This window comes from Pseudoalteromonas sp. S4492 (genome assembly GCF_005886115.1).
GTDB lineage: Bacteria > Pseudomonadota > Gammaproteobacteria > Enterobacterales > Alteromonadaceae > Pseudoalteromonas > Pseudoalteromonas gelatinilytica.
The window spans coordinates 16,707-39,710 of record NZ_PNCP01000034.1 but is presented as its reverse complement, the minus strand read 5'-3'; the positions used below and the strand labels follow the sequence as shown (position 1 = coordinate 39,710).

Here is a 23,004-nt window from a genome sequence, read left to right as displayed (position 1 = left end):
GCACGATGAAAGAAAACAACACTCGTCCTGCGATGCGTCGTATCGACACCATCCATTTTGTTGGGATTGGTGGTGCAGGCATGGGTGGAATTGCCGAAGTACTTGCTTTTGAAGGCTACCGCATCACAGGCTCAGATATTGCGCACAGTGCAATGACTGAGCGCTTAATTCAAGTGGGTGCAGAAGTATTTATTGGTCATGATGAAAACAATGTAAAAGATGCCAGCGTTGTGGTGGTATCAAGTGCTATAAATGAGCAAAACCCTGAGATTAAAGCGGCTAAAGCGGCGCGTATTCCTATTGTTCGCCGTGCTGAGATGCTGGCTGAACTAATGCGTTTTCGCCACGGAATTGCGGTAGCAGGCACTCATGGTAAAACCACAACCACGAGTTTAATCGCGAGCATTTATGCGCAAGCTGGCCTTGATCCAACATTTATTATTGGTGGCCTGTTAAATAGTGCAGGAAGTAATGCCAAGGTTGGTAAAAGTGACTTTTTAATTGCAGAAGCTGATGAGAGTGATGCGTCATTCTTACATTTACAGCCTATGGTATCGGTGATCACGAATATCGAAGAAGATCACATGGATACGTACGGCGGTAGCTTAGAAAAAATGAAAGACACCTATGTTGATTTCATTCATAACTTACCGTTTTATGGTTTAGCAGTGGTGTGTATTGATTCTGAGGTTGCGGCAGAGCTGATCCCGCGCTTTGGACGTCCTGTTATTACCTATGGTGAATCGGCCGAAGCTGATTACCGTATGCTTGATTTTAGCCAAACAGCGAATACCTGCTCATTTAGTGTAGTGAATAAGCAAGGTGAAAGCTTAGCTGTCACGCTTAATATGCCGGGCAAACACAACGCGCTTAACGCGACAGCGGCGATTGCAGTGGCTAAAGATCAAAACATTGCGAACCATGCAATTTTAGAGGCACTTGCAAAGTTTGAAGGTGTAGGCCGCCGCTTCCAACATTATGGTACGTTTGAAAATGAGCGCGGCAATGTGATGTTAGTTGATGACTATGGCCATCATCCATCTGAAGTTGCAGCGACAATTGCTGCGGTTCGTGAGGGTTGGCCAGATAAACGTTTAGTGATGGTTTACCAGCCGCACCGTTATAGTCGTACTCGCGACTTGTACGAAGATTTTGTCAAAGTACTTGCTGATGTTGATCAGCTATTACTCCTTGATGTGTACTCAGCGGGCGAAGAGCCAATTGTGGGTGCTGATAGTAAGAGTTTATGTCGTAGTTTACGCCAGCGTGGCAAAGAGCCACTGCATGTTGCTAGTAGCTCTGAGCTTGCCGGTGTCCTTGCTGATATTATGCAAGATAATGATTTAGTTTTAACACAAGGCGCTGGTAACATAGGCCAGTTAGTGAAAAAGTTAGCAGCAACCAACTTGTCTATTGAACAACTAAAGCAGGTAAATGTATGAGCCAGTTAAGCGACAAATTTGGCAAAGTAGCGGTACTTTTTGGTGGCACATCTGCCGAACGAGAAGTTTCTCTTAAATCTGGCCAAGCCGTATTGAACGCTTTGCAAAGTGTTGGCGTTGACGCCATTGCTTTTGATCCAAAAGATCAGCCGTTATGGCAATTAAAAGAATTAAACATTGAACGTGTATTCATTGCCCTTCATGGTCGTGGTGGTGAAGATGGCACCATTCAAGGTGCGCTTGAATTTATGGGTATTCCTTATACCGGTAGTGATGTACTTGGCTCTGCACTTGCGATGGACAAAGTGCGTTGTAAACACTTGTTCAAAGCGATGGGCTTAAGCACCTCGCCTTATACCGTTGTTGATAGCCGTTATGAATTTGATAGCCAAGCGATTATTAATGAATTTGGCAAAGTGATGGTCAAACCGTCACATGAAGGTTCAAGCATTGGTATGGCAGAAGCAAGTAGCGCAGAGCAACTCGATGCTGCATTAAATGCTGCATTTAAGTTTGATAGCCAAGTGCTTGTAGAGCAGTGGATCACTGGCCGTGAATTTACTGTTGCGGTACTTGGACAAGATGTTCAGCCAGTGATTGAAATGACGACGCCGAATGGTTTTTATGACTATCAAGCTAAGTACCAATCAAATACAACTCAGTACCATTGCCCAGCAGATTTATCTGCGCAAGAAACTGAATTGTTGCAAGATATGGCATTAAAAGCGTTTGATTTAGTCGGTGCAAGTGGTTGGGGCCGTGTTGATGCAATGCGTGATCAGCAAGGAAACTTTTACTTATTAGAAGTAAATACGGTACCAGGCATGACAGAAAAGTCTTTAGTACCAATGGCGGCAAAAGCAAATGGTGCAAGCTTTGAGCAATTAGTTGTTCGCATTTTGGAGCAAACACTTTAATATGCATCCTTTTTTAGAAAAAGCGCAACAATTAAAACAACAGCTAAATTGGTCGTTGATTTTTGGTGTGAGCTTTTTTCTAGTGGTGATTTTTGCATTAGTGAAAATCACCACGGGCGTCTCTGATTGGTTGGTCGAAAATAAAGACGCACAAATAAAGCATTTATCAGTACTTGGTCAGCCCCAATATACTGATGAAAAAGCAATTATTGGTGCAATAAAAAAAGCCGACTTATCGAGTTTTTTTGAATTAGACGTAAAACATGTGCAACGCTTAGTGCAAAGCTTACCTTGGGTGGCAACAGCCTCGGTCAGAAAACAATGGCCAGATACCTTACAGGTCTATGTTGTTGAACACCAAGCTGTAGCGCACTGGAACAGTGATTTACTGCTAAACCAAGCAGGCGAAGTGTTTCAGGCCAGTAGTGAAAAATTACCTACTACTTTGCCGCAGCTTTACGGCCCTGAAGGCAGTGAAATCGAAGCGTGGACTGCATTTCGTCAATTTCAAGAAATGCTTAAAGTGAATAATTTAGAGCTGACAAGTTTAGCGCTATCAGAGCGTTTTTCGTGGCAGTTATGGCTTGATAACGGCATTCGCCTGAACTTAGGCCGCAAAGAAAAAGCAAAGCGTGTACAACGTTTTATTGACGTGTATCCGCGCATGGAACAACGTGCAGATGCACAAATCGATGTTGTTGATTTACGGTATGATACCGGTCTTGCGGTGAGCTGGAAGCCAGTGCAAGAAGAACAATTAGAAAATAAGAGTAAGGCATGACCAAGTCAGCAGAAAGAAACCTAGTGATTGGATTAGACGTTGGCACATCGAAAGTTGTGGCCACCGTTGGTGAAATCACCGCAGATAACAAACTAAGCATTGTGGGTGTTGGCAGCCAAGTATCGCATGGTATGGATAAAGGCGGCGTTAACGACCTTAACCTTGTTTCTGAATCGATTCGTCGCGCAATAGACGAAGCAGAGTTGATGGCTGATTGCCGTATCAGCTCTGTTTATTTAGGTATTTCTGGAAAACACATCCAGTGCCAAAACGAAAGCGGTGTCGTTGCGATTAACAACACTGAAGTAACTGATGAAGATATCGAAAATGTGATTCACATTGCTCGCTCTGTGCCAATTTCAGCAGAGCGCAAAATGCTGCATGCACTGCCACAAGAGTACAGCATTGATATGCAAGAGGGGATTAAAAACCCACTTGGAATGAGCGGTGTTCGTATGGAAGCTCGCGCGCACATCATTACTTGCTCAAATGATATGGCAAAGAATATCGAAAAGTGCGTTGAGCGTTGTGGTCTCGAAGTCGATCAGTTGATCTTTACAGCACTGGCATCATGTTATTCAGTACTTACAGATGATGAAAAAGAACTGGGTGTGGCTGTGTTAGATATTGGTGGCGGCACTATGGATATCACCATTTATATTAATGGTGCGCTTCGTCACTCAGCCGTTATTCCGGTAGCTGGTAACCAAGTGACTGGTGATATTGCAAAAATATTTAGAACACCTATATCACATGCTGAGTCACTCAAAGTACAATATGCGTGTGCTAGTAGCCAAATGGCAAGCAACGAAGACACGATTGAAGTGCCGAGTGTGGGTGGTCGTCCTGCGCGCATTATGTCGCGTCATACCTTATCTGAGGTTGTGGAGCCACGTTTTAGAGAATTATTCGAGTTGGCGATGGAAGAAATACGCCGCTCAGGTTTTGAAGACCAAATTGCTGCAGGTCTCGTCATTACTGGCGGAACAGCAAAAATGACGGGTGCAATGGAAGTGGCAGAAGACATTTTCCAAATGCCGGTCAGAATTGGCAAACCAATCGGGATTGTTGGTTTGACAGATTATGTAGATGATCCTTCGTACGCGACCGCGGTTGGTTTGTTACAATACGGCCGTACAATGCAATCGATGAATGCACAAAAGTCGAAAGCGGAAGGTGATAATAATTGGTGGAACCGTATTACTAAATGGTTCCAAGGTGAGTTTTAAGACTCAAGTCGGAGAGTAAACATGTTTGATATGATGGAACAGCACAGCGAAGAAGCTGTCATTAAAGTAATTGGCGTGGGCGGTGGCGGCGGTAACGCTGTTGAGCACATGGTAAAACAACAAATTGAAGGCGTACGTTTCATTGCCGCGAATACAGATGCACAAGCATTACGTAATTCGTCGGCTGATGTAACAGTACAGCTAGGTACACAAATCACCTCTGGTCTAGGTGCGGGTGCAAACCCTGAAGTGGGTCGTAACTCTGCTGAAGAAGACGCTGATACTATCCGTGCCAGCCTTGAAGGCGCTGACATGGTGTTCATCGCTGCAGGTATGGGCGGTGGTACGGGTACCGGTGCTGCACCAGTGGTTGCTAAAATTGCTAAAGAGTTAGGTATTCTAACGGTTGCTGTAGTAACACGCCCATTTGACTTCGAAGGTAAAAAGCGCGCTGCAGCTGCTGAACAAGGCATTAATGAATTGTCAGAAACTGTAGACTCACTTATTACAATTCCGAACAATAAATTGCTTAAAGTTTTAGGCAAAGGGACTACACTATTAGATGCCTTCGCAAAAGCGAATGACGTGTTATTTGGTGCGGTACAAGGTATTGCAGAGCTAATTACACGTTCTGGTCTAATCAACGTGGATTTCGCAGACGTACGTACAGTAATGTCAGCGATGGGCACTGCGATGATGGGAACAGCATCAGCGTCTGGTCCAGACCGCGCGCAAGAAGCAGCTGAAGCGGCTATTTCAAGCCCATTACTTGAAGATGTTGATTTAACAGGTGCTAAAGGTATCCTAGTTAATATCACCGCAGGTATGGATATTGCGATTGAAGAATTTGAAATTGTTGGTAACCACGTTAAAGCACTTGCGTCAGAAAACGCAACAGTGGTTGTAGGTGCGGTAATTGACCCTGAAATGAGCGACGAGTTACGTGTAACGGTTGTTGCAACAGGTTTAGGCGGCGATCGTCGTCCACAGTTTGGTATTGTTGATAATGGCTTTAAGAAAGCATCAGGTTCTGATGTACACAGCTCAATGAACCAAACGACTAGCAGCATGTATGTACCAAGCTTTGCAAGTCAAGGCAGCAGCGATGACGTAAGCATGTCATCTGCGTCTGAAAAGCAAGAGTCAGTACAACAAAGTACAGCGAGCAGCTCAGTATCTAGCAGCACTGAGAGCAGCAAAAAGTCTGATAAATCAGAGGGTGGCGATTACTTCGACATTCCTGCTTTCCTAAGAAAGCAAGCTGACTAAGACAGTTTTTGTTGGTAATTTTGTTCGATAAATAAACAAATTGGCAGCTGGATGTATTTATGATACAATTCGCCGTCTAACTGTAACTATAAGTGAGCGAACCTATGATTAAACAGCGTACGATTGCAGAAGTAGTCAAAGCCATAGGAATTGGACTTCATAAAGGTGAGAAGGTCACTATTACTCTCCGACCTGCGAGCGCAAATACTGGGATAGTATTTCGTCGCGTAGACCTTGATCCGGTTGTTGATTTTGAAACAACACCAGAAGCCGTTGGTGATACGCAACTGTGTACCTGTTTAACAAACAAAGATGGCGTTCGTTTATCAACGACTGAGCACCTTATTGCGGCGGTAGCGGCAATGGGTATTGATAATCTAATTGTTGAATTAGATAGCTCAGAAGTACCAATCATGGATGGTAGTGCATTACCATTCATCTATTTGTTACAAAAAGGCGGCATTAAAGAAGTAAATGCAGCTAAACGCTTTATTCGTATTAAAGAAAAAGTACGTATTGAAGAAGGCGATAAATGGGCTGAGATCGAACCATACGATGGTTTCCACATCGATTTTGAAATTGCGTTTGATCACCCAGCAATCAATGAAAGCCGCCAACGTATCGGTTTAGATATCACGGCACAAAGCTTCACTGAAGAAATCAGCCGCGCACGTACTTTCGGCTTTATGAAAGATATCGAGTATATGCACGCTAACAACCTAGCATTAGGTGGTAGCATGGATAACGCAGTTGTATTGGATGAGTTTAAAGTACTGAATCCAAACGGCTTACGTTATAGCGATGAGTTTGTTAAACACAAGATCTTAGACTGTGTGGGCGATATGTTTATGACTGGCCACAACATTCTAGGTAAAATCACGGCTTATAAATCAGGCCATGATTTAAACAATAAACTACTTCGTAAAATTATGGCGACTGAGTCAGCATGGGAATGGGCAACTTTCGATACCCCAGTGACTATGCCAGCACCAGGCTTAGAAGTAGCGGCAGCTTAATCGCAAGCATATTACAGTTACAAAAAATGACGCTTTAAGCGTCATTTTTTTGCCAAACTATTATCAAGAATTATAAGCCTAGAATAGCTTCAAGCTCGACCAACTGATTGATTTGATATGTAGGTTTAATATTCTCTGGTAGCTCAACTTCCGGGTGTTGTAACCAACACGTGTCGATACCCACATTGTGACCACCTAAAATATCACTGGCAGCGGTATCACCCACCATTAAAATCTGCTCTTTTGGCGGATTGCCCATTAATTGGAATGTGTGCTGAAAAATCTCTGGGGCAGGCTTTGCTTTACCGACTAACTCTGAAATAACAAGCCAATCGAACATATCCTGTAAACCGGTGTGCTCTAAGCGCTTTTGTTGTAACTTAGCAAACCCATTGGTAATAATGCCTAGCTTGGCGTGTGGCTTCAATTTTGTGAGTAATTCAACTGCACCAGGCAGTGGCACACAAATAGAGGCCATAGCGTCTAAAAAGCCATCGTTAAGTGCTTTTGCTGGTACATCGAGTTTATTTGCCCACTCGGTAAAGCGAGTTATCTGTAGTTCACTGGCAGTAATTTCGTGCTTTTGATATGCAACCCACAGCGGCTTATTAGTTGCTTGGTAATGATGATAATCTGACTCAGTAAATTCGACGCCGTAATGTGCAAACATCACTTTTAAACCTTCAAATGCATTAAAGCTAAAAAGCGTTTCATCTGCATCGAATAATACGTGGCTATACTTCATGGTTATCCTAATTACTGATTGAATAGGGTTGGGTGTAAAAATGGCGCCATGGCCAGTGTCAGCGCTTGTACATAAGTGCTTTCACGCGTAGCAAGGTGATTGGTCAATAAGCCAATAGCACCACCTTGTTGTTTGATATTAACAGTATTGAATGCCTCATCCATGACATCACCCAACTCTTTACCTGCCAGCAATGCATCGTAAAAAGGTTGCGGTAATGGCAGGTTGCTACTGCGACCAACGCTAAATTGTTGCTTGTTTGCAATCACCACAAAGGCAAAGGTTGCTGCGCCATAACTAAATTGTTCTGCGCCACCTTCCATTGCTGCATAAAAGTCGGCGTCAAAGTGATCTTGGCAATACTTAACACGATTTTCAGCACCGATGCGGGTTTCATCTTCACCTAGCGGTTGATCAGGCACGCCAGATGGCGCATGTTCACCTTTGCATTCTATCGTATGGTTTGGGAAATAAAGACTAAAGACATGTTTAGCCGCGTTAATTTTAACGGGGTTCTTTGAACCAACAATAACACGTAATGTTTCTTTCAAGCCGACGACTCCATTGTTTTACCAGAGTCAGCAGTGTACCCGAGTGAGTTAAATCGGCAAGTCAACCGGGGCTAAATTTTCAAGAGCGCGTTTTTTCAAAATAATATCTTTGATCAACGGGGTTAGCACAAGCTCCATTGCTAAGCCCATTTTGCCTCCAGGCACCACAAGCGTATTGATACGAGACATAAAGCTGCCTTCAATCATGCTTAAATAGTACGGAAAATCGACGTCATCTATGCCACGAAAGCGAATAACAACAAAGCTTTCGTCTAGCGATGGAATGTCTTTTGCGCTGAATGGGTTTGAGGTATCAACGGTAGGCACTCGCTGGAAGTTGATATGAGTACGTGAAAACTGAGGAGTAATATGATTTATGTAGTCGTCCATCGAACGTACAATAGAGCCCATTACCGCCTCACGAGAGTGGCCTCGTTCCGAGGTATCGCGAATGAGCTTTTGGATCCACTCAAGGTTGATAATAGGCACCATGCCAATCAATAAATCGACATGCTTTGCAACATCATGATTCTCATCGACAGCACCACCATGAAGACCTTCATAGAACAAGATATCTGTATTTGATTCTAAATCTTGCCAAGGTGTAAAGGTTCCCGGTAATTGGTTATAAGGAACTGCTTCGTCGAAAGTATGTAAGTAGCGTCTGATTTTACCTTGCCCGGTTTCACCATATTGGTAAAAAAGCTCCTCAAGAGCGCCAAAATCGTTAGCTTCTCGGCCAAAGTAGCTAATATGCTTGCCTTCTTGTTGTGCTTCACGGACCTTTTTATCCATTTCTGGACGTGTATAACGATGAAAGCTATCGCCTTCGATGAAGGCTGCATCAATGCTTAAGCTTCTAAATATGTGCTTAATTGCATTGGTGGTTGTGGTAGTCCCCGCCCCAGATGAACCGGTAATAGCGATGATAGGGTGTTTAGCTGACATAATTATTCTCGTTATTGTTGATACCTATCGGCTTAAATAGTTAACCATTGTTGTGCTTAATGGTCAGTACCTTAACGCGTTTGGTATTATCGTGCATAAAATCAATCAGTAGAAACTGATAAAAAACGAACACGTCCTAGTTATAAAGGTCGAGCATGGTAAGGTCAAGTGACTGGCGGATTAATTAACGCTATCATGGGCTGATAAAAATTAAAACGAGAGAACAACATGAAATTGATTTCGTCTTTACTTTTCGTCGCAGCAGGGACATTTTTTACCAGTCACGCACATGCAGCGATGCCTAAAAGCGAAATATTACTTGCCGACTTAGACACTCCATATGGTATGCAGGTGTCGCGAGTAACCGATGATAAAACGTATAATAATCAACCGTTTTTAGTTGATGCTGGGCTTTACTACACCCATGAGGTTGTTGGAGAAAATGGCCAGTCACAAACCGATATTGCGTTTTATGACTTCGCATCTAAGAGCAGCGTGAATATCACCAACACGCCCGTCAGTGAATACTCGCCAACGCTTATACCAAATCAGCAAGCCTTGTCTGCAATCGTGGTCGAAGCAGATGGCAAGCAAAAGTTATGGCAGTATCCATTAGCAGAAGAGCCAGCTGCGAGCCGAATTTTTGAATGGATTGAGCCGGTTGGCTACCATGCTTGGGGCGCTGATGAAGATCTCATCATGTTTATCTTAGGTGAGCCGCATACATTGCAATACACTCGTGTTGCAGCTGCTAAACCGCGTATTATTGCTGGGGATATTGGCCGTACTTTAATTTTTGATAAGCACACAAACAGTTATTTATTTAGTTATAACAAAGATAACCAACACTGGGTTGCGCGCTTTATGCCGCAAACAGAGGACGTTAGTGATTTATTTAGATTACCTGAGTCGGTGCAAGACTTTGCTTTAATTGATAAAGATACTGTGGCCTATGCGGTTAATAACCGAGTTCATAAGCGCAGTTTGTCAGAGCCAGAAGTGGTGTCACAGTGGCTTGATTTGAGACGCTTTTGTGATGGTTCAATTTCACGGTTAAATTACAAACAGAGCAAACTGGCATTTGTATGTAATAAATAAATGAGTAACGATTTCAGCCTGATTACTGTACTGTGGTTAAACTATCCATGCTATTTGTAAGGAACGCCTTTGTCTTTTTCTGCCGAACAACTGAGTGTACAGCTGGTAAAAGCGGGCTGCCGCAGTACCTTTAAGATTAAGAATATTAACGAATTTATGCCAGCTAGCTCAAAAGAAGCATTTTATGTTCATGAGCAAAGTGGCCAAGCAAAAATTGTTATTAGACCTATATTTGAAGTATTCAGTGCTGATTTCGAGTCAATTGAGGGCATTACGCGTATCAAAGACTACTTTCACAGTAGTGAAATGACCCGTTTTCCAACTCGCATTTATAAAAGTGCACAGCCCATTCATTATGGTATCGCATTTAAAGTCATGTCATCTGACGCTGCTGAACAATTTATATCTAAATTAACCGCTATTTTAGCGCAATAAAAAAGGGCCACATTGTGGCCCTTTTCGTATTTGCTTAAATTAGCGTTTAAGGAAGCTATTTACCGAGTTTAATTCACGATTTTTCAGAGCAATACAATCATTGATGCTTTCTTCAAGCTTACTAAGAGAGCGTGCATAACCAGGTACTTCAGTGATTTTATCGTTGAAGAAGGTTTTGGTTTTCTCTAAGCTTTTCGCATCACAGCTTGCCGTCGTGAAGAACGGTAAGTTTGGTACAAAGAACGGCGGTAAGTTCTTAGTGATCGCATCGTAATTGTTATAAATCCACTCAATAAACAGTGCTTCACGCTCTTTACCATAGCCTAAACCACCTAATAACGTACGCATATCAGAGGCTGTTACGTTATCTGTTAAGCTGTATTCTAGAACCGCATTTTGTAGCTCAGGTTTACCAAAGTAACCCATCGCTGCCAGCATCTTAGTACGAACTTGTGGATCTTTGGTCGTTTTAAAGGTTTGCTTGTACTTTTCAAGTAACTTCGCATCGCCATGGTAAGCCGCAAGGTTTAAATATGTTGAGGCTAAATATGGGTCAACATTTTCAGGGTTGTTTAAGTACAGTGCCGCTTGTGCTTTTGCTGTATCAATGACTTTTTGGTCATGGCCATCGAAGCCTAAACGAGCAATGACTTGCGCACGTAATTGCGATACCGCCGCGTCTTCACCTGCTTTTGCTGTTAAACCATATTGCTTAGCGGCAGGAGCAATGCTGTTACGGATAAACTTAGGCCATAAATCACGGTTGCTGTCGTCTTCGAATACACGTTTTTGAGAAGCTAGGTAACCTAATGCTGTGTTTGCTACTAATGGGTGAGCATCACTCACAAAGGCTTCTAAAGTTTGCATTAAGTGAGCCGCAGAGATAACACCCGCGTCAAGTAATGAATCAACCGCAGAAAGTAGCGCTAAGCGCTCACGCACCGTTAGCTTATCTGCTGCATTCTCTAATAGAGCATTGAACTGTGCATCATCTAATACCCAGCGGTAATAACCCATGGCACCTTGATCTGGGTAAATCCACTCAGGTTCAAAGTCGAGAGTCAATTGCTGTGTTTCTTTGTTCAGCAGAACACTTGCGGTTTTAACTTTGTCGCCCGCACCATACTTAATTGCAACCGGAACATTCCACAGTTGTGCAGGTGCATCAACGCCAGCATTTACAAAGCGGCTTTGACTGATATTAATTTTCTTACCATCTTGCGTTACTTTGATAAGTGGGAAAGATGATTGTTCGATAAATGATTTAAGAACACTTGCTACATCTTTATTAGACGCTTCGCCTAGTGCTTGCCATAGATCAGCGGCTTCTGCATTTTTATACGAGAATTTCTTCAAGTAAGCACGAATACCTTGCTGGAATGCCTCTTCGCCAATCCAGTTTTCAACCATAGATAAAACCGCACTCCCTTTACTGTAGGCAAGGCCAAGGCCGTCCATGATGTCAGCTTCAGTTTTGATTGGTTTACGAATAGGTTTAGTACTTAAACGCGCATCCAGTGCCATTACATGGTTTTGTGGTAAGTCTAAGTGCGACTCAAACTCTGGGTTGATTTGTGCAGTGATTTTCGCTGCCATCCAGCTTGCGAATGCTTCGTTTAACCATAAGTCATTCCACCATTTCATGGTCACTAGGTTACCGTACCATTGGTGAGCTAATTCATGGGCAATGATTGATACATTTCGCTCTTTTTTGCTGCGCGTTGCTGTTGCTAGGTCTACCAATAAAATGTCTTCACGGTAAGTCACTAAGCCTGCATTTTCCATCGCGCCAAATGGGAACTCTGGTACAGCAACTGAATCTAGTTTTTTGTACACGTAAGGAATGCCAAAATAATCTTCAAGTGCTTTTAACACTCGTGGCATATTTTCTTTTGCGTAGTCAGCAAGATGGATTTTGCCTTGTGGAGTCAGAACGCGGCCAGGAATTGGCATACCTTTAATTTCAAGCTCTTCAAACGGGCCTACAGCCATGGCGACTAAGTAAGAAGGAATAGGAGGCGTTTTGTCAAAAAAGTGCGTTGTCATATCGCCATCAACTTTGGTTTTTAAAACCGGTGTATTGGCATACACTTTTTGTGATGTTGGCGCTGTAATAGTTAGCTGAAATGGAATTTTATAACTAGGCTCGTCAAAAACCGGGAATGCACGACGCGCATCGCTCATTTCAAATTGGGTGAAAAGATAAGGCGTACCTTGATCTAAAGTTTTATATAAACCAACACTTTGACGGTTATAAGGGGCTGTAAAATCAACTTTTAAAGTGTATTTGCCTGGCTGAATTTTTTCTTCACAAGCGAATTTAACTTTGCCTGTTTTTAGCATTTCAGCACTTAGGTCACAGTTTTCTGCACCTAAAATTTTCGCCATGCTAACCGCATAATCAATACCGTTTAATTCGATATAATTCGTTGCTTTTAGAACCTCTAAAGCAATTTCGGTATGACCAGAAAAATTGTCTTTGGCAGGATCAAGCGTAAGTTCTACTTGTTGTGAGCTAGGCTTGGCAAGCTTTTCGATAACATATTCATTGGCATGGGCAGAGCTAACAGCAAGTGCAACACTTACCGTTAATAGGCTTTTTAAGAACATAAGTATCCCTGATTTTTTGTTGTTAGAAAGGCACCTGCTAAGAGGGGCGAATCACCATGCTATCAGGTTTTAATTTGAACAGTAATAAATAGTTAGTAACAAAGTTTGTCAGTTAATTATGGCGGTCGATGAAACGTTGCCAATGCAGGTGTGGGTTTATTTGTCGGACGTTTTGTAGCACGGCATTTAATAGTGCCAAATCAGTAAAGCGTTGTTCGTTGAAATCTTTAAAACCAAGCAAGTAGTTAAAGGCGTCTTTGCTATTTGCTTGCAGTGCATGAATACGCACTTGTTGTTCGAAGTTGAGTCGTAAGCTACTAATTGCGGTTTTCATACCTTGTTGATCGACATTAGGAATAGCGCATTTTTGTAAGTAACCAGCACGTTCACCTTCACCCGAAAACCAAATGCGTACTTTTTCGCTATAGCGACCTGATTTTGCAGGTAAATCAAACATCAGTCGTTGTTGATTTTGATCTGTTAAAAAGTCTAAGTATTGATCAAGTCCAGCATCGAGTAATGCATTATGGATTGGCACATAGCGGGGTTTTATCTTGCCATGCGTATGAAAATCAAAGCAGCGAATACCGTCAAGGGTGACGATGTTATCTAGGGTTAAGTGGCCAATTTCATCGCTATAGGCACCAGTATAATAAGCAAATAAAGGCAACCAAAAGTGCCAATGCTTAGCTTGCTCACGTGCTAAACGCTGATCACCATAGAGGTAACCATTATACAGGGTATGTAATTCCATGGCCGAAAAGGGCCTACGACCAAGATGGGACTTCAACCTAATACCTTGATAATAAAGATGTGTCGAAGAGTATAACTGATATACCCAAACCACCTCAAGATGCGAGTTTCAGTTGGAATTAAAAGCGATTTAGGCAAGGCATTGATTGCAAGTAATAGTGGTTCTATTGTTAAAATCAATATAAGTATCAAGTTTCCAGCTTAACGACACTGCCATAAAAACGGCAGTGTCGTTGTCAGCCTAAGGATTGCTATTAATCGCAAAGTGCTTTAGCTAGACCAACCGGTTCGATTTCAACGCAAACTTGATCATCGTTCCAGTTTAAACCTACAAGTGCATCATCTTCGTTTAGGTCTTCAACCCATTCATCAAGGAACTCGTCTAGGCCTATTTCAACGGGCGTGTAGTCTTGCCACTCGTCTTTACATTGTGCTTTTGCAGCGTCTTCAGTGCCCCATAGTAATAGCACATCAGTGTCGCTAAATTGGTTTGATTCACAGACAACAAAACCACCATCTTCGGCACCGAGTGCCCACATAGATTCGTTCAAACGAACTTTTTCTACAAAGCTAACTAATTCTGATTCAATTTCGATATCGCTCATTTGCGTAACCCTTATCTTTATTTTCGTGGATCTGTTTGTTGTACCGCCGCTTTATCGGCGAATTTATGATAAAAATCAACTAAGTTATTTAGTTGGCTAAAATCAGTTAATTCGCGGAAGCGGATCCAATCTAGCAAGCAGTATAAACTGATGTTGAGGTATTCACAGCTTTTAAATACTGGCTCCGATAAATGACTATTTAAATAGGCTAATGTTTCAGCAATTCGTTCATTCTGTAAATTAAAAAACAGTTTGTCGGTGTTGGTATCAAACCCCGAGCGCTGACAAAGTAGAATTTCTACTAATGAATCATTACACGCATTGATAATGGTTAAATAGTTCTCTTGCTGCCAGCTAAGTAATGGTTGGTCTGCTTGTTCAAGCAAATAGCGAATAATTGAGTTGGAATCACACAAGGTAAAATCATGGTCGATTAATACAGGAATTTTTCTGGCAGGGTTGTGGGCTATCATGGTTTGTCTGTCTTGCTCAGAGAAAATATCCAAATTAATAAAATCAATAGGTAGGTTATTCAGTGCCGCCCAAATCCGAATACGGCGCACAAAAGGTGAAGTAGTAGAGCCTAGTAATTGCATGATGGTATCCTTTGCAAAAAAAAGCCGCTGTTAAGCGGCTTTTTGAATTCAATTGTGAAATTAATCAGTACGGCTTGTTACTTCAAGAAGATGATAACCAAACTGAGTTTGTACTGGGCCTTGTACTTGGTTAATTGGCGCAGAGAAAACGACTTTGTCGAACTCTGGAACCATCATGCCAGGGCCAAACTCACCTAATGCACCACCATCTTGACCTGATGGGCAATTAGAATGAGCACGAGCAAGCTCTGCAAAGTCAGCTCCTTGCTCAATTTGCTGTTTTAAATCCAAACAGTGAGCTTCACTGTCTACGAGAATGTGTCTTGCACTGGCTACTGCCATAACATCTCCCTAATGTGTGTTTTAGTATTAAATTACTAGTCTAGTTCAATATTTACCGAACGAAAAATTAAATTTATTTTGCAGTCAGCTCAGCTTCAATTGCATCGCGTAATTTTTGCGATTCTGGCTTAGTTTTACTGTTGAAGCGTTGTACTGTCTTACGGTCAGCAGACACTAAGTATTTGTAAAAGTTCCAGTTAGGTGAACTGGTTACTTCGTTTAAGTGCTTAAATATTGGGTTCACATCACTACCACGAACGGCGCTGGTGGCAAACATATCAAAGGTTACACCATAATTGATGAAGCATACTTTAGCAGTGTCTTTTTCATCGTCTTCTTCTTGAAAAAAATCATCTGAAGGAAACCCTAGTACTACTAAACCACGGTCTTTGTATTCTTTATGAAGGGCTTCTAAGCCTTCAAATTGCGGTGTAAAACCACAGTTACTGGCGGTATTAACAATTAAAAGCGGCTTATCTTTAAATTCACATAAGTTGATTGACTCTTTCGAGCGTAATTTTCTCATTGTGACATTGGTGAAATCATCGCATTGACTGCTTGCTTTAGCTGCCGGTGTCGCTTCTGTGGTTTGTGCTGCAAGGTTTGTTGTTAGTAGGCCTGCTGCAAGTAACAAAGCATATTTATACATAGTTATTTCCCGCTAGTTATTTGTGATGAATATACGCTAATATGCAGCAAAGTGATCATTTAATTTCAGCTATTTATGACGATTCGCAAAGCAACTCAAAACGATTTAACTGACATAGTCGCTATTTATAACGAGACTATCCCTGGGCGTATGGTAACCGCAGATACCGAAGAGGTGTCGGTTGCAGATAGGCAAGCGTGGTTTGATAGCCATACACAGAAAAGACCTATCTTTGTTTTTGAGCAACAAGGTAAAGTGCTTGCTTGGCTGAGTTATAAGTCGTTTTATGGTCGTCCTGCTTACGATGGTACCGTTGAAATAAGCATTTACATCACTCAACAGGCTCAAGGACAAGGGCTTGGTAAACAATTGCTTACATTTTCAGAGCAGCATGCAAAAACACTTGATATCAAGGTGTTATTAGCTTTTATTTTCAGCCATAACCTACCGAGCATAAAACTGTTTAATCGCTTTGATTACAAGGTCTGGGGAGAGCTTCCGGATATTGCGATTATGGATGATAAAGCTTATAGCCTCACTATTTTAGGCAAGCGATTAGACCGTTAATACGTTAAAAAACTAATAAAAAATGCGGTACAAATTGTGACCCACTGTGATTTTAGACTACGCTAAAATAGGTATTTATTATTAAGCGGGTCTAGTCAACGGTGCGAAGAATATTAATTGTTGATAGCAATAGTGTGTTAGCCATGCGGGTCAAGGTGCTGCTGGAGCTGATTGGCTGCAGAGTAGAGCTATTACATTTTGCGATGGTTGATGATGCTGTTTTAGAGCAAGACTTTGATCTTGTTGCAGCTTCTCATGGTGTGCCAACCAGTATTATTAAAAAGCTTATGGAGGTATTTTCTCAAGAGCATTTCTTGCTTTTGGCTCCTAAAGCACAACGAAGCGATTTACTTGAGCATTTTAGTGAAGTAAATCGCCTGTTACCTAATGCTGTGGTCATTTACCCTTTCTTTGCTAATAAAGAAATTAGCTCTTTATTGGAAGGGGTGCTTGAGCTCGACAGCGATAATATTCTTCAACTTCCTACCGTGTTACTCGTTGATCATTGTGCTGAACGTTTGGCGCAAATAGCCCTGAATCTCAAAGGTGCACATATTAAAACCCTCACGGCTGATAGTACGGCGTCAGCATTGGATGTTATCAAAGAGCAAAATATTGATTTACTGATAAGCGATTTTACTTTTGAAGACGGTACTGGACTTGCGCTTTTCAACAAGCTCAAAACACGCCAGCCGAATAGTCGCTGTTTACTTTATACTTCTAAGCCTGATCAAGTCTCCATGGTGGCCGCTATTCGCCAAGGGGTGGAAGATGTGCTCATCAAACCGGTTGATGATAATAGCTTACTACAATCAGTGCATAAACTGTGGCAGACAGAGCTCTTAAGACGCCATAACAGTGAATTAGTGGAGCGTTTACAAAATACCGTTGATGCACTCATTGAAAAAGACAGCTTACTGCGGGTTATCTTTAAACATACCCCAGATGCCATTATTTTATTTGAACGCTGTGGCAAGGTAATTGAAACGAACGATGCCTGTGAACAGCTGTTTGAAAAACCGCTCAAAGAGTTTGAAAACTGCTCGGTCTATGAGTTCTTTGATGTGGCATCAACTGAGCGAATCAAAGATAAAATCGCAACCTTAAGTAAAAATCGTCAATTTAGTTGTGATTTACGACTACTTAAGAAAAATGGCACAGAGGTACCTCTTGTTGGATCGTTTAATGAAATCGATCATCATGGCGAAATAGCGTTAGCGGTTATCTTTAAAAATGTGACTCATTTAAAAGAGAAAGAAGACTTGCTGCTTGAAGCAAAAGACATGCTTGAAGAAGAAGTAAAAGCCCGTACTGCCCAGTTAGAGCACGCTAAAAATGTTGCAGAAGCTGCAAATCACAGTAAATCTGAGTTTTTAGCAAACATGTCTCACGAACTTAGAACCCCTATGCATTCTATCTTAAGTTTTGCTCGCTTTGGGCTTGAGAAGGTTGCCAATGACGATTTAAGTAAAGATAAGTTAAATAAATACTTATCTAGAATTGAGCAAAGTGGTGAGCGCTTATTGTCGCTGCTAAATAACTTGCTTGATTTATCAAAGCTCGATGTCGGGAAATTCCCATTCAATCCACACAAACATAATTTAAGCAATATTATAAAAACCAGTATTGATGATGTGTCGGGCACAGCGCTTGAGCGAAATATTGCGATTCGGCCAATAGGCTTTGAGCAAGGCATTGTGCTTGAGTGTGACGAAGAGCAAATAAACCAAATCATGCGCAACTTACTCGGAAATGCACTGAAATTTAGTGAGCCGAATAGCGAGATTGATATTAGTTTAGCGGTGCATGAGGAGATGGCCGAAATCGCTGTTATTGACCGCGGAATAGGGATCCCTGAACAAGAACTTGAAAAGATTTTTGCTAAGTTTGAGCAAAGTAGTAAAACCAACAGTGGTGCGGGAGGCACCGGGCTTGGTCTGGCGATTTGTCGTGAATTCGTGTCCTTGCATCAAGGCACCATTATGGCAAGCAACAATGAATACGGGGGCGCCACTATTTTGGTTCGACTGCCCCTAGAAATAGACTTGCCACAACACTTGGCAAATGAACAACAGTCTATATCGATAAATTGATAAAACGGAAGAAGCAATCATGGCCTTGAAGCGTATTTTAGCGGTTGATGATGAACCATTTAATCTAGAAATTATTGAAGAGATCTTAGAAGATCTGGATTTTGAGCTGAAAATGGTTAATAGCGGCCCAGAATGTTTAGAAGTCGTTGAAGAGTTTGATCCTCAGGTGATTTTACTCGATGTGAGCATGCCACAAATGAGTGGTTATGATGTATGCCGTAAACTCAAAGAAAATCCAATCACACAAAAAATTATAGTGATGTTTGTCTCAGCGAGGGGCACGGTTGAAGAGCGTATGGAAGGCTACTCTGTCGGTGCAGAAGACTACATTGTTAAGCCATTTAGCCATGAAGAACTGAGACTGAAATTACAACATTTGAATCAAGTACTCATTGAAAAAGAGTCGTTAGAGCAACAGGTTGAAGATGCGACTTCAACGGCGTTTAACGCCATGGCAAACAGCAGTGAAATGGGGCAAATCGTTAATTACATCGAACATATTGGTTCGATTGACAATGAGCAAGATCTCGGTAAAGCCTTTTTAAACTGTTTAGGTGCGTTTGATTTACAAAGTAACGTGGAATTTAGGCTAGATGGTGAAGTGTTACATTTCTCTGTGTCGGGAGTGTGTTCACCCATAGTGATCGAGCTGTTTGAAATGCTCAAAAGTAAAGGACGTTTGCACGAGTTCTCAAATCGGATTTTAGTAAACTATGAAATGATTAGTTTGCTTATCTTAAACATGCCGGGACAAGACCCCGATAAGCATGGCCGAATTCGAGACCATATTTGCTTTTTAGTCAGTGTTACAGAGCAGCAGCTTAAAGCGATTCTCACTAAAAAAGAGCTTCTTCAGCAGCAACAACAATTGAATGATGCCGTCGGTAAGGTACATAGTAAATTTACTGGTTTAATTGAGCTTTTAAATGAAAACCGTATCAATAACGAAGCAATTTTTAAGCAGCTTCAAGAAGACTTAGAAAGGCGCATACCGACCATGGGCTTAGATGAAGACCAAGAGGTGTTTATCTATCAAAAGGTCGATGAAACCATTCAAAACTCGGTAGCTCGAGAAGAGTCTGTAAAAGGGGTTAAAACGGCCTTCAAAGAAATTGAAAATGACCTATCGCAATTATTAAAGCAATAGGTACATCGCTTTGATTATGCATTAAGCATCTCTGGGGAGGCCTTTTTCAACAATACGAATTAAGCGCGCAGTTTTACGAAGCTTTAACTGGCGCTTATTTTTTTGTTGATCAAGTGCCCACTCAATATGCTCAGCAACCAAAGCGCTAGCGGTTGTTAATCTTTGCTGTAAAGCATCGATTATCTGCTCATTGTAATCAGCGTTACCTAATCCGACAGCGAGGTTCCTTAACCAACGCTCATGGCCGATGCGGCGAATAGGGCTGCCTTCGGTATTTTTAAGAAAGGTTGCTTCATCCCATGCAAATAAAGCCAGTAAGTCTTGATCTTTAAGCTGTGTTCTTGGGTGAAAGTCAGCTTCATCGGTGATCTGACCATAGCGATTCCATGGACACACTAACTGACAATCATCACAGCCATAAACACGATTGCCTAGCAGCGGACGATATTCTTCTGGGATCGCGCCTTGTAACTCAATCGTTAGGTAAGAAATACACTTACGGGCATCAACGACATAAGGTTCGACAATTGCACCGGTTGGGCACAGCGTCATACAGGCAACACATTTACCGCAACCTTCAAAACTATTTTCTTCATCAATAGGCAGCGGTATATCAACAAATAACTCACCTAAGAAAAACCAAGAGCCCGCTTCTTTATTGATTAATAAACTATGTTTTCCACGCCAACCTAAGCCTGCCTTTTCGGCTAGTTGTCTTTCAAGCACAGGGGCTGAGTCAACAAAAGGACGAAAACCGAGTTGGCCGATATGCTGTTCTATTTGTTGGCCTAATTTTTTCAAACGGTTGCGAATTAACTTGTGATAATCACGACCTAATGCATAGCGACTGATATACGCTTTGTCGGTTTGTTTAAGGTTTTTAGCAAAACTTGCATCAGGCGGTAGGTAATTCATTTTTACTGAGATGACTCGCTGCGTACCAGGTACCAACTCAGCGGGGCGCGCTCGCTTCATACCATGGGCTACCATGTATTCCATCTCACCGTGATAGCCTAAATCTAACCAGCGTTGTAGCTGCGCTTCGTGCTTCGTTAGGTCAATATCAGTGATCCCGACTTCTGCAAAGCCAAGGTCTTTACCCCATTGCTTTATTTGCAGCGCGAGTTGTTCATAATCAATAGCGGGTGTTGTCACGGTCAATAAAAAAGTAGCCAAGAAGCGGCTACTTTAACATAGTTTGAGGTAGGCCCTGAACAATATTCACTTATTGTAGGGTAATTCCTTCGTCAGTAATAACAGCGATTAGTAAGCCATACTCGACGTTGTTTTCAGAAAAAGCACGCGATAATCCACCTCTAGTGTTTTGCTTCATAGTGTTGTTGCTGATTAAATCATCAAGGCTCTGGCTAATAGCATCTGTATTCTGGCTTTGCAGAATAATGCCGCATAGTTGATTTGAGCACTGCATATCATAAACAGTAATGTCTGCGTGTTCTTCTTGGTATTTCACTGTTTCATCGTAAACTAGTTCTCTAATTTGCGCTTTGTTGGTATCAGTTAAGCCATTCGCTAACTCAGACACATAATCTTGAATTTGTGTAAATCCCATTTCGTTTAATGGCTGTGTATTAAACACTTTTTGACCGTTTTCTTTGTCTGTTACGAGTTCATCAAATGAGCTTATTGAATCTTTAGAGACGTTTGTGTTGGCAAATGTACTGCTATAACTTGGAGAATCAGTCTCTTGTGATGATTGCGGGTTTATTTTTGTTTGAAGCGCTGATGACTCAATAGTAAGGGGGGCGGTTTCTTCAGCTGTTTCTACAGCCATAACATTGTGTGTACTGTTACTCTCAAGCAAGTTAACGACTTTATAAGTAATAAAAAGCGTGCATAGCGTGAGTACTGCAAAGAAAACATTTTTCATTTAAATTCCCTTTAGATGTTTTCTTATACAGTAATGTAACTAAATGAATTAAGTCAACTTTTACACAAAGCGTTTTAATTGCTCTTGGGTTTGTTGGCTCAGTTTGTGTGATTGTTGGCAATCAGCGAGTGATTCATCAATTTGCTGTTTAGCTTGCTCGCCCAAAGCCACAATTTGCTCTACCGTTTGATGAGTGTGGGTTTGGGTTTGCTCTAGTAAATGCACCGCGCTGACAATCTGCTGCAGCTGTTGTTGGTTTTGCTCAAATTCGCCAAGCATATTGCTAAAGCCTGTTGAGGTATTGCTAATTGCTGTTTCAGCCTCACTCGAGTGGCTAATTAGTTGCTCAGATTCTTTATTGGTTTCGCTAACGAGGGTGTTCATTTGATTAATAAAATCGCTGATCTGGCGAGTTGCATCGTTTACTTTAACTGAGAGCGATCTGACTTCATCGGCAACCACAGCAAAACCTCGGCCAGCTTCACCGGCACGTGCCGCCTCAATTGCAGCATTGAGGGCAAGTAAATTGGTTTGATCCGAAAATTCTTCGACCATTTTCAAAATAGCGCGAATGTTCTCGCTGTTTTCTTTCAGACCAGACACAGTTGCTGAGAAGTTACCCAAAATTTGGCTTATCATCGCGACCTTTTTAACCAGTGCTGATAACTCAGTAGCTGAGTGCTGCACAAAGCTCAAGTGTTCATTATTTACTTGATGTACGCTGTCTGTGTTCGCTGAGATATTCTCTAGGCTTGAAGTAATTTGATTACTTGAATCGGTAATGGTTTGACTGAATTTTATTTGCTGGTGGCTCATCTGTGCGGTTTGCTGCATAGAATGGGTCATCTTTAAGCTACTATCAGCACTGGCTTGTGCACTTTGATACGTGGTGGCTAATAGTTTTGCTAGGTGAACGGTAAAGGTATTGTACTGCTCACTTAAATCACGAAATTCATCGTAGGTAAAATGCGGAAGCTTGGCAGATAAATCGGCATCATGGCGATTGATTTGCTCAAGTGTGTCGCGCATTGCTTGCACTGGGCGCACAATCAAAAAGCGCATGTAGAAAACAGTAAAAATAAAGCTGGCGACGATAACAAAGGTCATTAACCAAAATAGTCCCATACCAGCTTGTTGCTCTGACAGGCTGCTATAAAGCCAGATCAAAGTAATGGCTTGAAACGCAAACACAAAACCTAAATTACCGACAATCTTACGTGTAAGAGTGTAAAAGAATGTTTGTTCGATAAAATTATAAATGCGCATATAGCTACTCATTAAGGTGTTGTGTTGATTCATTTTGGCGTATTTTTTTATTATTCA

Annotated in this window: 23 protein-coding genes; 11 read left to right on the top strand and 12 right to left on the bottom strand. The window is 41.8% G+C overall.

Annotation, left to right across the window (positions count from 1 at the left end):
* The first annotated feature begins 5 nt into the window (after positions 1-5).
* From murC to lpxC, 6 genes are all read left to right on the top strand, one after another.
* Positions 6-1,442 carry a UDP-N-acetylmuramate--L-alanine ligase gene (murC, locus tag CWC28_RS10135; RefSeq protein WP_370626057.1) on the top strand — a complete coding sequence of 479 codons (1,437 nt, stop codon included), beginning with the start codon at positions 6-8 and terminating at the stop codon, positions 1,440-1,442.
* A complete protein-coding gene (locus tag CWC28_RS10130; protein ID WP_105180142.1) occupies positions 1,439-2,359 on the top strand; it encodes a D-alanine--D-alanine ligase in 921 nt (306 codons plus the stop codon). The genes murC and CWC28_RS10130 overlap by 4 nt, the downstream gene beginning before the upstream one ends.
* Before the next feature lies 1 nt (position 2,360).
* On the top strand, positions 2,361-3,140 hold the full coding sequence (locus CWC28_RS10125; RefSeq protein WP_063702598.1) for a cell division protein FtsQ/DivIB: 780 nt from the start codon (positions 2,361-2,363) through the stop codon (positions 3,138-3,140).
* Positions 3,137-4,369, top strand: a complete 1,233-nt coding sequence (ftsA, locus tag CWC28_RS10120) for a cell division protein FtsA (RefSeq protein ID WP_063702596.1) — start codon at positions 3,137-3,139, stop codon at positions 4,367-4,369. The genes CWC28_RS10125 and ftsA overlap by 4 nt, the downstream gene beginning before the upstream one ends.
* Positions 4,370-4,390: 21 nt before the next feature.
* The gene (ftsZ, locus tag CWC28_RS10115; protein ID WP_105174507.1) at positions 4,391-5,638 is read left to right on the top strand and encodes a cell division protein FtsZ; all 1,248 of its coding nucleotides are present in this window, start codon (positions 4,391-4,393) and stop codon (positions 5,636-5,638) included.
* Between the two features lie 104 nt (positions 5,639-5,742).
* Positions 5,743-6,654 (top strand): UDP-3-O-acyl-N-acetylglucosamine deacetylase, encoded by a 912-nt coding sequence (lpxC, locus tag CWC28_RS10110; protein WP_063702592.1) that lies wholly within the window; start codon positions 5,743-5,745, stop codon positions 6,652-6,654.
* Positions 6,655-6,724: 70 nt separating this feature from the next.
* Here the strand turns inward: lpxC and yjjG are convergent, their stop codons facing one another.
* The 3 genes from yjjG to CWC28_RS10095 are packed head-to-tail and all read right to left on the bottom strand — an operon-like array spanning position 6,725 to position 8,898.
* Positions 6,725-7,399: a pyrimidine 5'-nucleotidase gene (yjjG, locus tag CWC28_RS10105; protein ID WP_063702591.1), complete on the bottom strand. Its 675-nt coding sequence runs from the start codon at positions 7,397-7,399 to the stop codon at positions 6,725-6,727.
* A gap of 11 nt (positions 7,400-7,410) precedes the next feature.
* The gene (gene yjjX, locus CWC28_RS10100) at positions 7,411-7,950 is read right to left on the bottom strand and encodes an inosine/xanthosine triphosphatase (RefSeq protein ID WP_063702590.1); all 540 of its coding nucleotides are present in this window, start codon (positions 7,948-7,950) and stop codon (positions 7,411-7,413) included.
* Positions 7,951-7,998: 48 nt separating this feature from the next.
* On the bottom strand, positions 7,999-8,898 hold the full coding sequence (locus CWC28_RS10095) for a phosphoribulokinase (RefSeq protein ID WP_054561042.1): 900 nt from the start codon (positions 8,896-8,898) through the stop codon (positions 7,999-8,001).
* Between the two features lie 228 nt (positions 8,899-9,126).
* Between CWC28_RS10095 and CWC28_RS10090 the strand changes: the two genes are divergently transcribed.
* Both CWC28_RS10090 and CWC28_RS10085 read left to right on the top strand, forming a co-directional pair.
* A complete protein-coding gene (locus tag CWC28_RS10090) occupies positions 9,127-9,996 on the top strand; it encodes a hypothetical protein (RefSeq protein ID WP_063702588.1) in 870 nt (289 codons plus the stop codon).
* A gap of 69 nt (positions 9,997-10,065) precedes the next feature.
* Positions 10,066-10,431 carry a hypothetical protein gene (locus tag CWC28_RS10085; RefSeq protein WP_063702586.1) on the top strand — a complete coding sequence of 122 codons (366 nt, stop codon included), beginning with the start codon at positions 10,066-10,068 and terminating at the stop codon, positions 10,429-10,431.
* A 39-nt stretch (positions 10,432-10,470) separates the two neighbouring features.
* Here the strand turns inward: CWC28_RS10085 and CWC28_RS10080 are convergent, their stop codons facing one another.
* The 6 genes from CWC28_RS10080 to CWC28_RS10055 form a co-directional block, all read right to left on the bottom strand.
* Entirely contained in the window at positions 10,471-13,041 is a 2,571-nt protein-coding gene (locus CWC28_RS10080) for a M1 family metallopeptidase (RefSeq protein WP_138625107.1), read from the bottom strand.
* 112 nt (positions 13,042-13,153) lie between these two features.
* On the bottom strand, positions 13,154-13,831 hold the full coding sequence (locus tag CWC28_RS10075; RefSeq protein WP_138625106.1) for a site-specific integrase: 678 nt from the start codon (positions 13,829-13,831) through the stop codon (positions 13,154-13,156).
* Between the two features lie 217 nt (positions 13,832-14,048).
* The gene (locus tag CWC28_RS10070; protein ID WP_054552718.1) at positions 14,049-14,399 is read right to left on the bottom strand and encodes a DUF2750 domain-containing protein; all 351 of its coding nucleotides are present in this window, start codon (positions 14,397-14,399) and stop codon (positions 14,049-14,051) included.
* A 17-nt stretch (positions 14,400-14,416) separates the two neighbouring features.
* Positions 14,417-14,995 (bottom strand): glutathione S-transferase family protein, encoded by a 579-nt coding sequence (locus tag CWC28_RS10065; protein ID WP_138625105.1) that lies wholly within the window; start codon positions 14,993-14,995, stop codon positions 14,417-14,419.
* 60 nt (positions 14,996-15,055) lie between these two features.
* Positions 15,056-15,337, bottom strand: a complete 282-nt coding sequence (locus CWC28_RS10060) for a peptidylprolyl isomerase (protein ID WP_054552716.1) — start codon at positions 15,335-15,337, stop codon at positions 15,056-15,058.
* A 73-nt stretch (positions 15,338-15,410) separates the two neighbouring features.
* Positions 15,411-15,986, bottom strand: a complete 576-nt coding sequence (locus CWC28_RS10055; RefSeq protein ID WP_138625104.1) for a glutathione peroxidase — start codon at positions 15,984-15,986, stop codon at positions 15,411-15,413.
* A 75-nt stretch (positions 15,987-16,061) separates the two neighbouring features.
* Here CWC28_RS10055 and CWC28_RS10050 point away from each other — a divergent pair, with 75 nt between their 5' ends.
* From CWC28_RS10050 to CWC28_RS10040, 3 genes are all read left to right on the top strand, one after another.
* Positions 16,062-16,553, top strand: coding sequence for a GNAT family N-acetyltransferase (locus CWC28_RS10050; RefSeq protein WP_119852482.1), 492 nt, complete (start codon positions 16,062-16,064; stop codon positions 16,551-16,553).
* A gap of 143 nt (positions 16,554-16,696) precedes the next feature.
* Positions 16,697-18,646, top strand: coding sequence for a sensor histidine kinase (locus tag CWC28_RS10045; RefSeq protein WP_138625119.1), 1,950 nt, complete (start codon positions 16,697-16,699; stop codon positions 18,644-18,646).
* Positions 18,647-18,665: 19 nt separating this feature from the next.
* Positions 18,666-19,793, top strand: coding sequence for a response regulator (locus CWC28_RS10040; RefSeq protein ID WP_138625103.1), 1,128 nt, complete (start codon positions 18,666-18,668; stop codon positions 19,791-19,793).
* 21 nt (positions 19,794-19,814) lie between these two features.
* On the opposite strand, the gene queG is transcribed toward CWC28_RS10040, so the two are convergent.
* From queG to CWC28_RS10025, 3 genes are all read right to left on the bottom strand, one after another.
* Entirely contained in the window at positions 19,815-20,948 is a 1,134-nt protein-coding gene (gene queG, locus CWC28_RS10035; RefSeq protein WP_138625118.1) for a tRNA epoxyqueuosine(34) reductase QueG, read from the bottom strand.
* A 70-nt stretch (positions 20,949-21,018) separates the two neighbouring features.
* Positions 21,019-21,681 carry a hypothetical protein gene (locus CWC28_RS10030; protein ID WP_138625102.1) on the bottom strand — a complete coding sequence of 221 codons (663 nt, stop codon included), beginning with the start codon at positions 21,679-21,681 and terminating at the stop codon, positions 21,019-21,021.
* Positions 21,682-21,741: 60 nt separating this feature from the next.
* Positions 21,742-22,959 (bottom strand): methyl-accepting chemotaxis protein, encoded by a 1,218-nt coding sequence (locus CWC28_RS10025; protein ID WP_063702568.1) that lies wholly within the window; start codon positions 22,957-22,959, stop codon positions 21,742-21,744.
* Positions 22,960-23,004: the final 45 nt, after the last annotated feature.

Coding starts and splice junctions, on each gene's coding strand:
- ftsZ (WP_105174507.1), top strand. CDS start 4,391: ATGTTTGATATGATGGAACAGCACAGCGAAGAAGCTGTCATTAAAGTA.
- CWC28_RS10045 (WP_138625119.1), top strand. CDS start 16,697: ATGCGGGTCAAGGTGCTGCTGGAGCTGATTGGCTGCAGAGTAGAGCTA.
- CWC28_RS10025 (WP_063702568.1), bottom strand. CDS start 22,959: ATGAGTAGCTATATGCGCATTTATAATTTTATCGAACAAACATTCTTT.
- lpxC (WP_063702592.1), top strand. CDS start 5,743: ATGATTAAACAGCGTACGATTGCAGAAGTAGTCAAAGCCATAGGAATT.
- CWC28_RS10065 (WP_138625105.1), bottom strand. CDS start 14,995: ATGCAATTACTAGGCTCTACTACTTCACCTTTTGTGCGCCGTATTCGG.
- CWC28_RS10090 (WP_063702588.1), top strand. CDS start 9,127: ATGAAATTGATTTCGTCTTTACTTTTCGTCGCAGCAGGGACATTTTTT.
- CWC28_RS10095 (WP_054561042.1), bottom strand. CDS start 8,898: ATGTCAGCTAAACACCCTATCATCGCTATTACCGGTTCATCTGGGGCG.
- CWC28_RS10030 (WP_138625102.1), bottom strand. CDS start 21,681: ATGAAAAATGTTTTCTTTGCAGTACTCACGCTATGCACGCTTTTTATT.
- CWC28_RS10060 (WP_054552716.1), bottom strand. CDS start 15,337: ATGGCAGTAGCCAGTGCAAGACACATTCTCGTAGACAGTGAAGCTCAC.
- murC (WP_370626057.1), top strand. CDS start 6: ATGAAAGAAAACAACACTCGTCCTGCGATGCGTCGTATCGACACCATC.
- CWC28_RS10125 (WP_063702598.1), top strand. CDS start 2,361: ATGCATCCTTTTTTAGAAAAAGCGCAACAATTAAAACAACAGCTAAAT.
- ftsA (WP_063702596.1), top strand. CDS start 3,137: ATGACCAAGTCAGCAGAAAGAAACCTAGTGATTGGATTAGACGTTGGC.
- yjjG (WP_063702591.1), bottom strand. CDS start 7,399: ATGAAGTATAGCCACGTATTATTCGATGCAGATGAAACGCTTTTTAGC.
- CWC28_RS10130 (WP_105180142.1), top strand. CDS start 1,439: ATGAGCCAGTTAAGCGACAAATTTGGCAAAGTAGCGGTACTTTTTGGT.
- CWC28_RS10055 (WP_138625104.1), bottom strand. CDS start 15,986: ATGTATAAATATGCTTTGTTACTTGCAGCAGGCCTACTAACAACAAAC.
- CWC28_RS10050 (WP_119852482.1), top strand. CDS start 16,062: ATGACGATTCGCAAAGCAACTCAAAACGATTTAACTGACATAGTCGCT.
- CWC28_RS10070 (WP_054552718.1), bottom strand. CDS start 14,399: ATGAGCGATATCGAAATTGAATCAGAATTAGTTAGCTTTGTAGAAAAA.
- CWC28_RS10040 (WP_138625103.1), top strand. CDS start 18,666: ATGGCCTTGAAGCGTATTTTAGCGGTTGATGATGAACCATTTAATCTA.
- CWC28_RS10080 (WP_138625107.1), bottom strand. CDS start 13,041: ATGTTCTTAAAAAGCCTATTAACGGTAAGTGTTGCACTTGCTGTTAGC.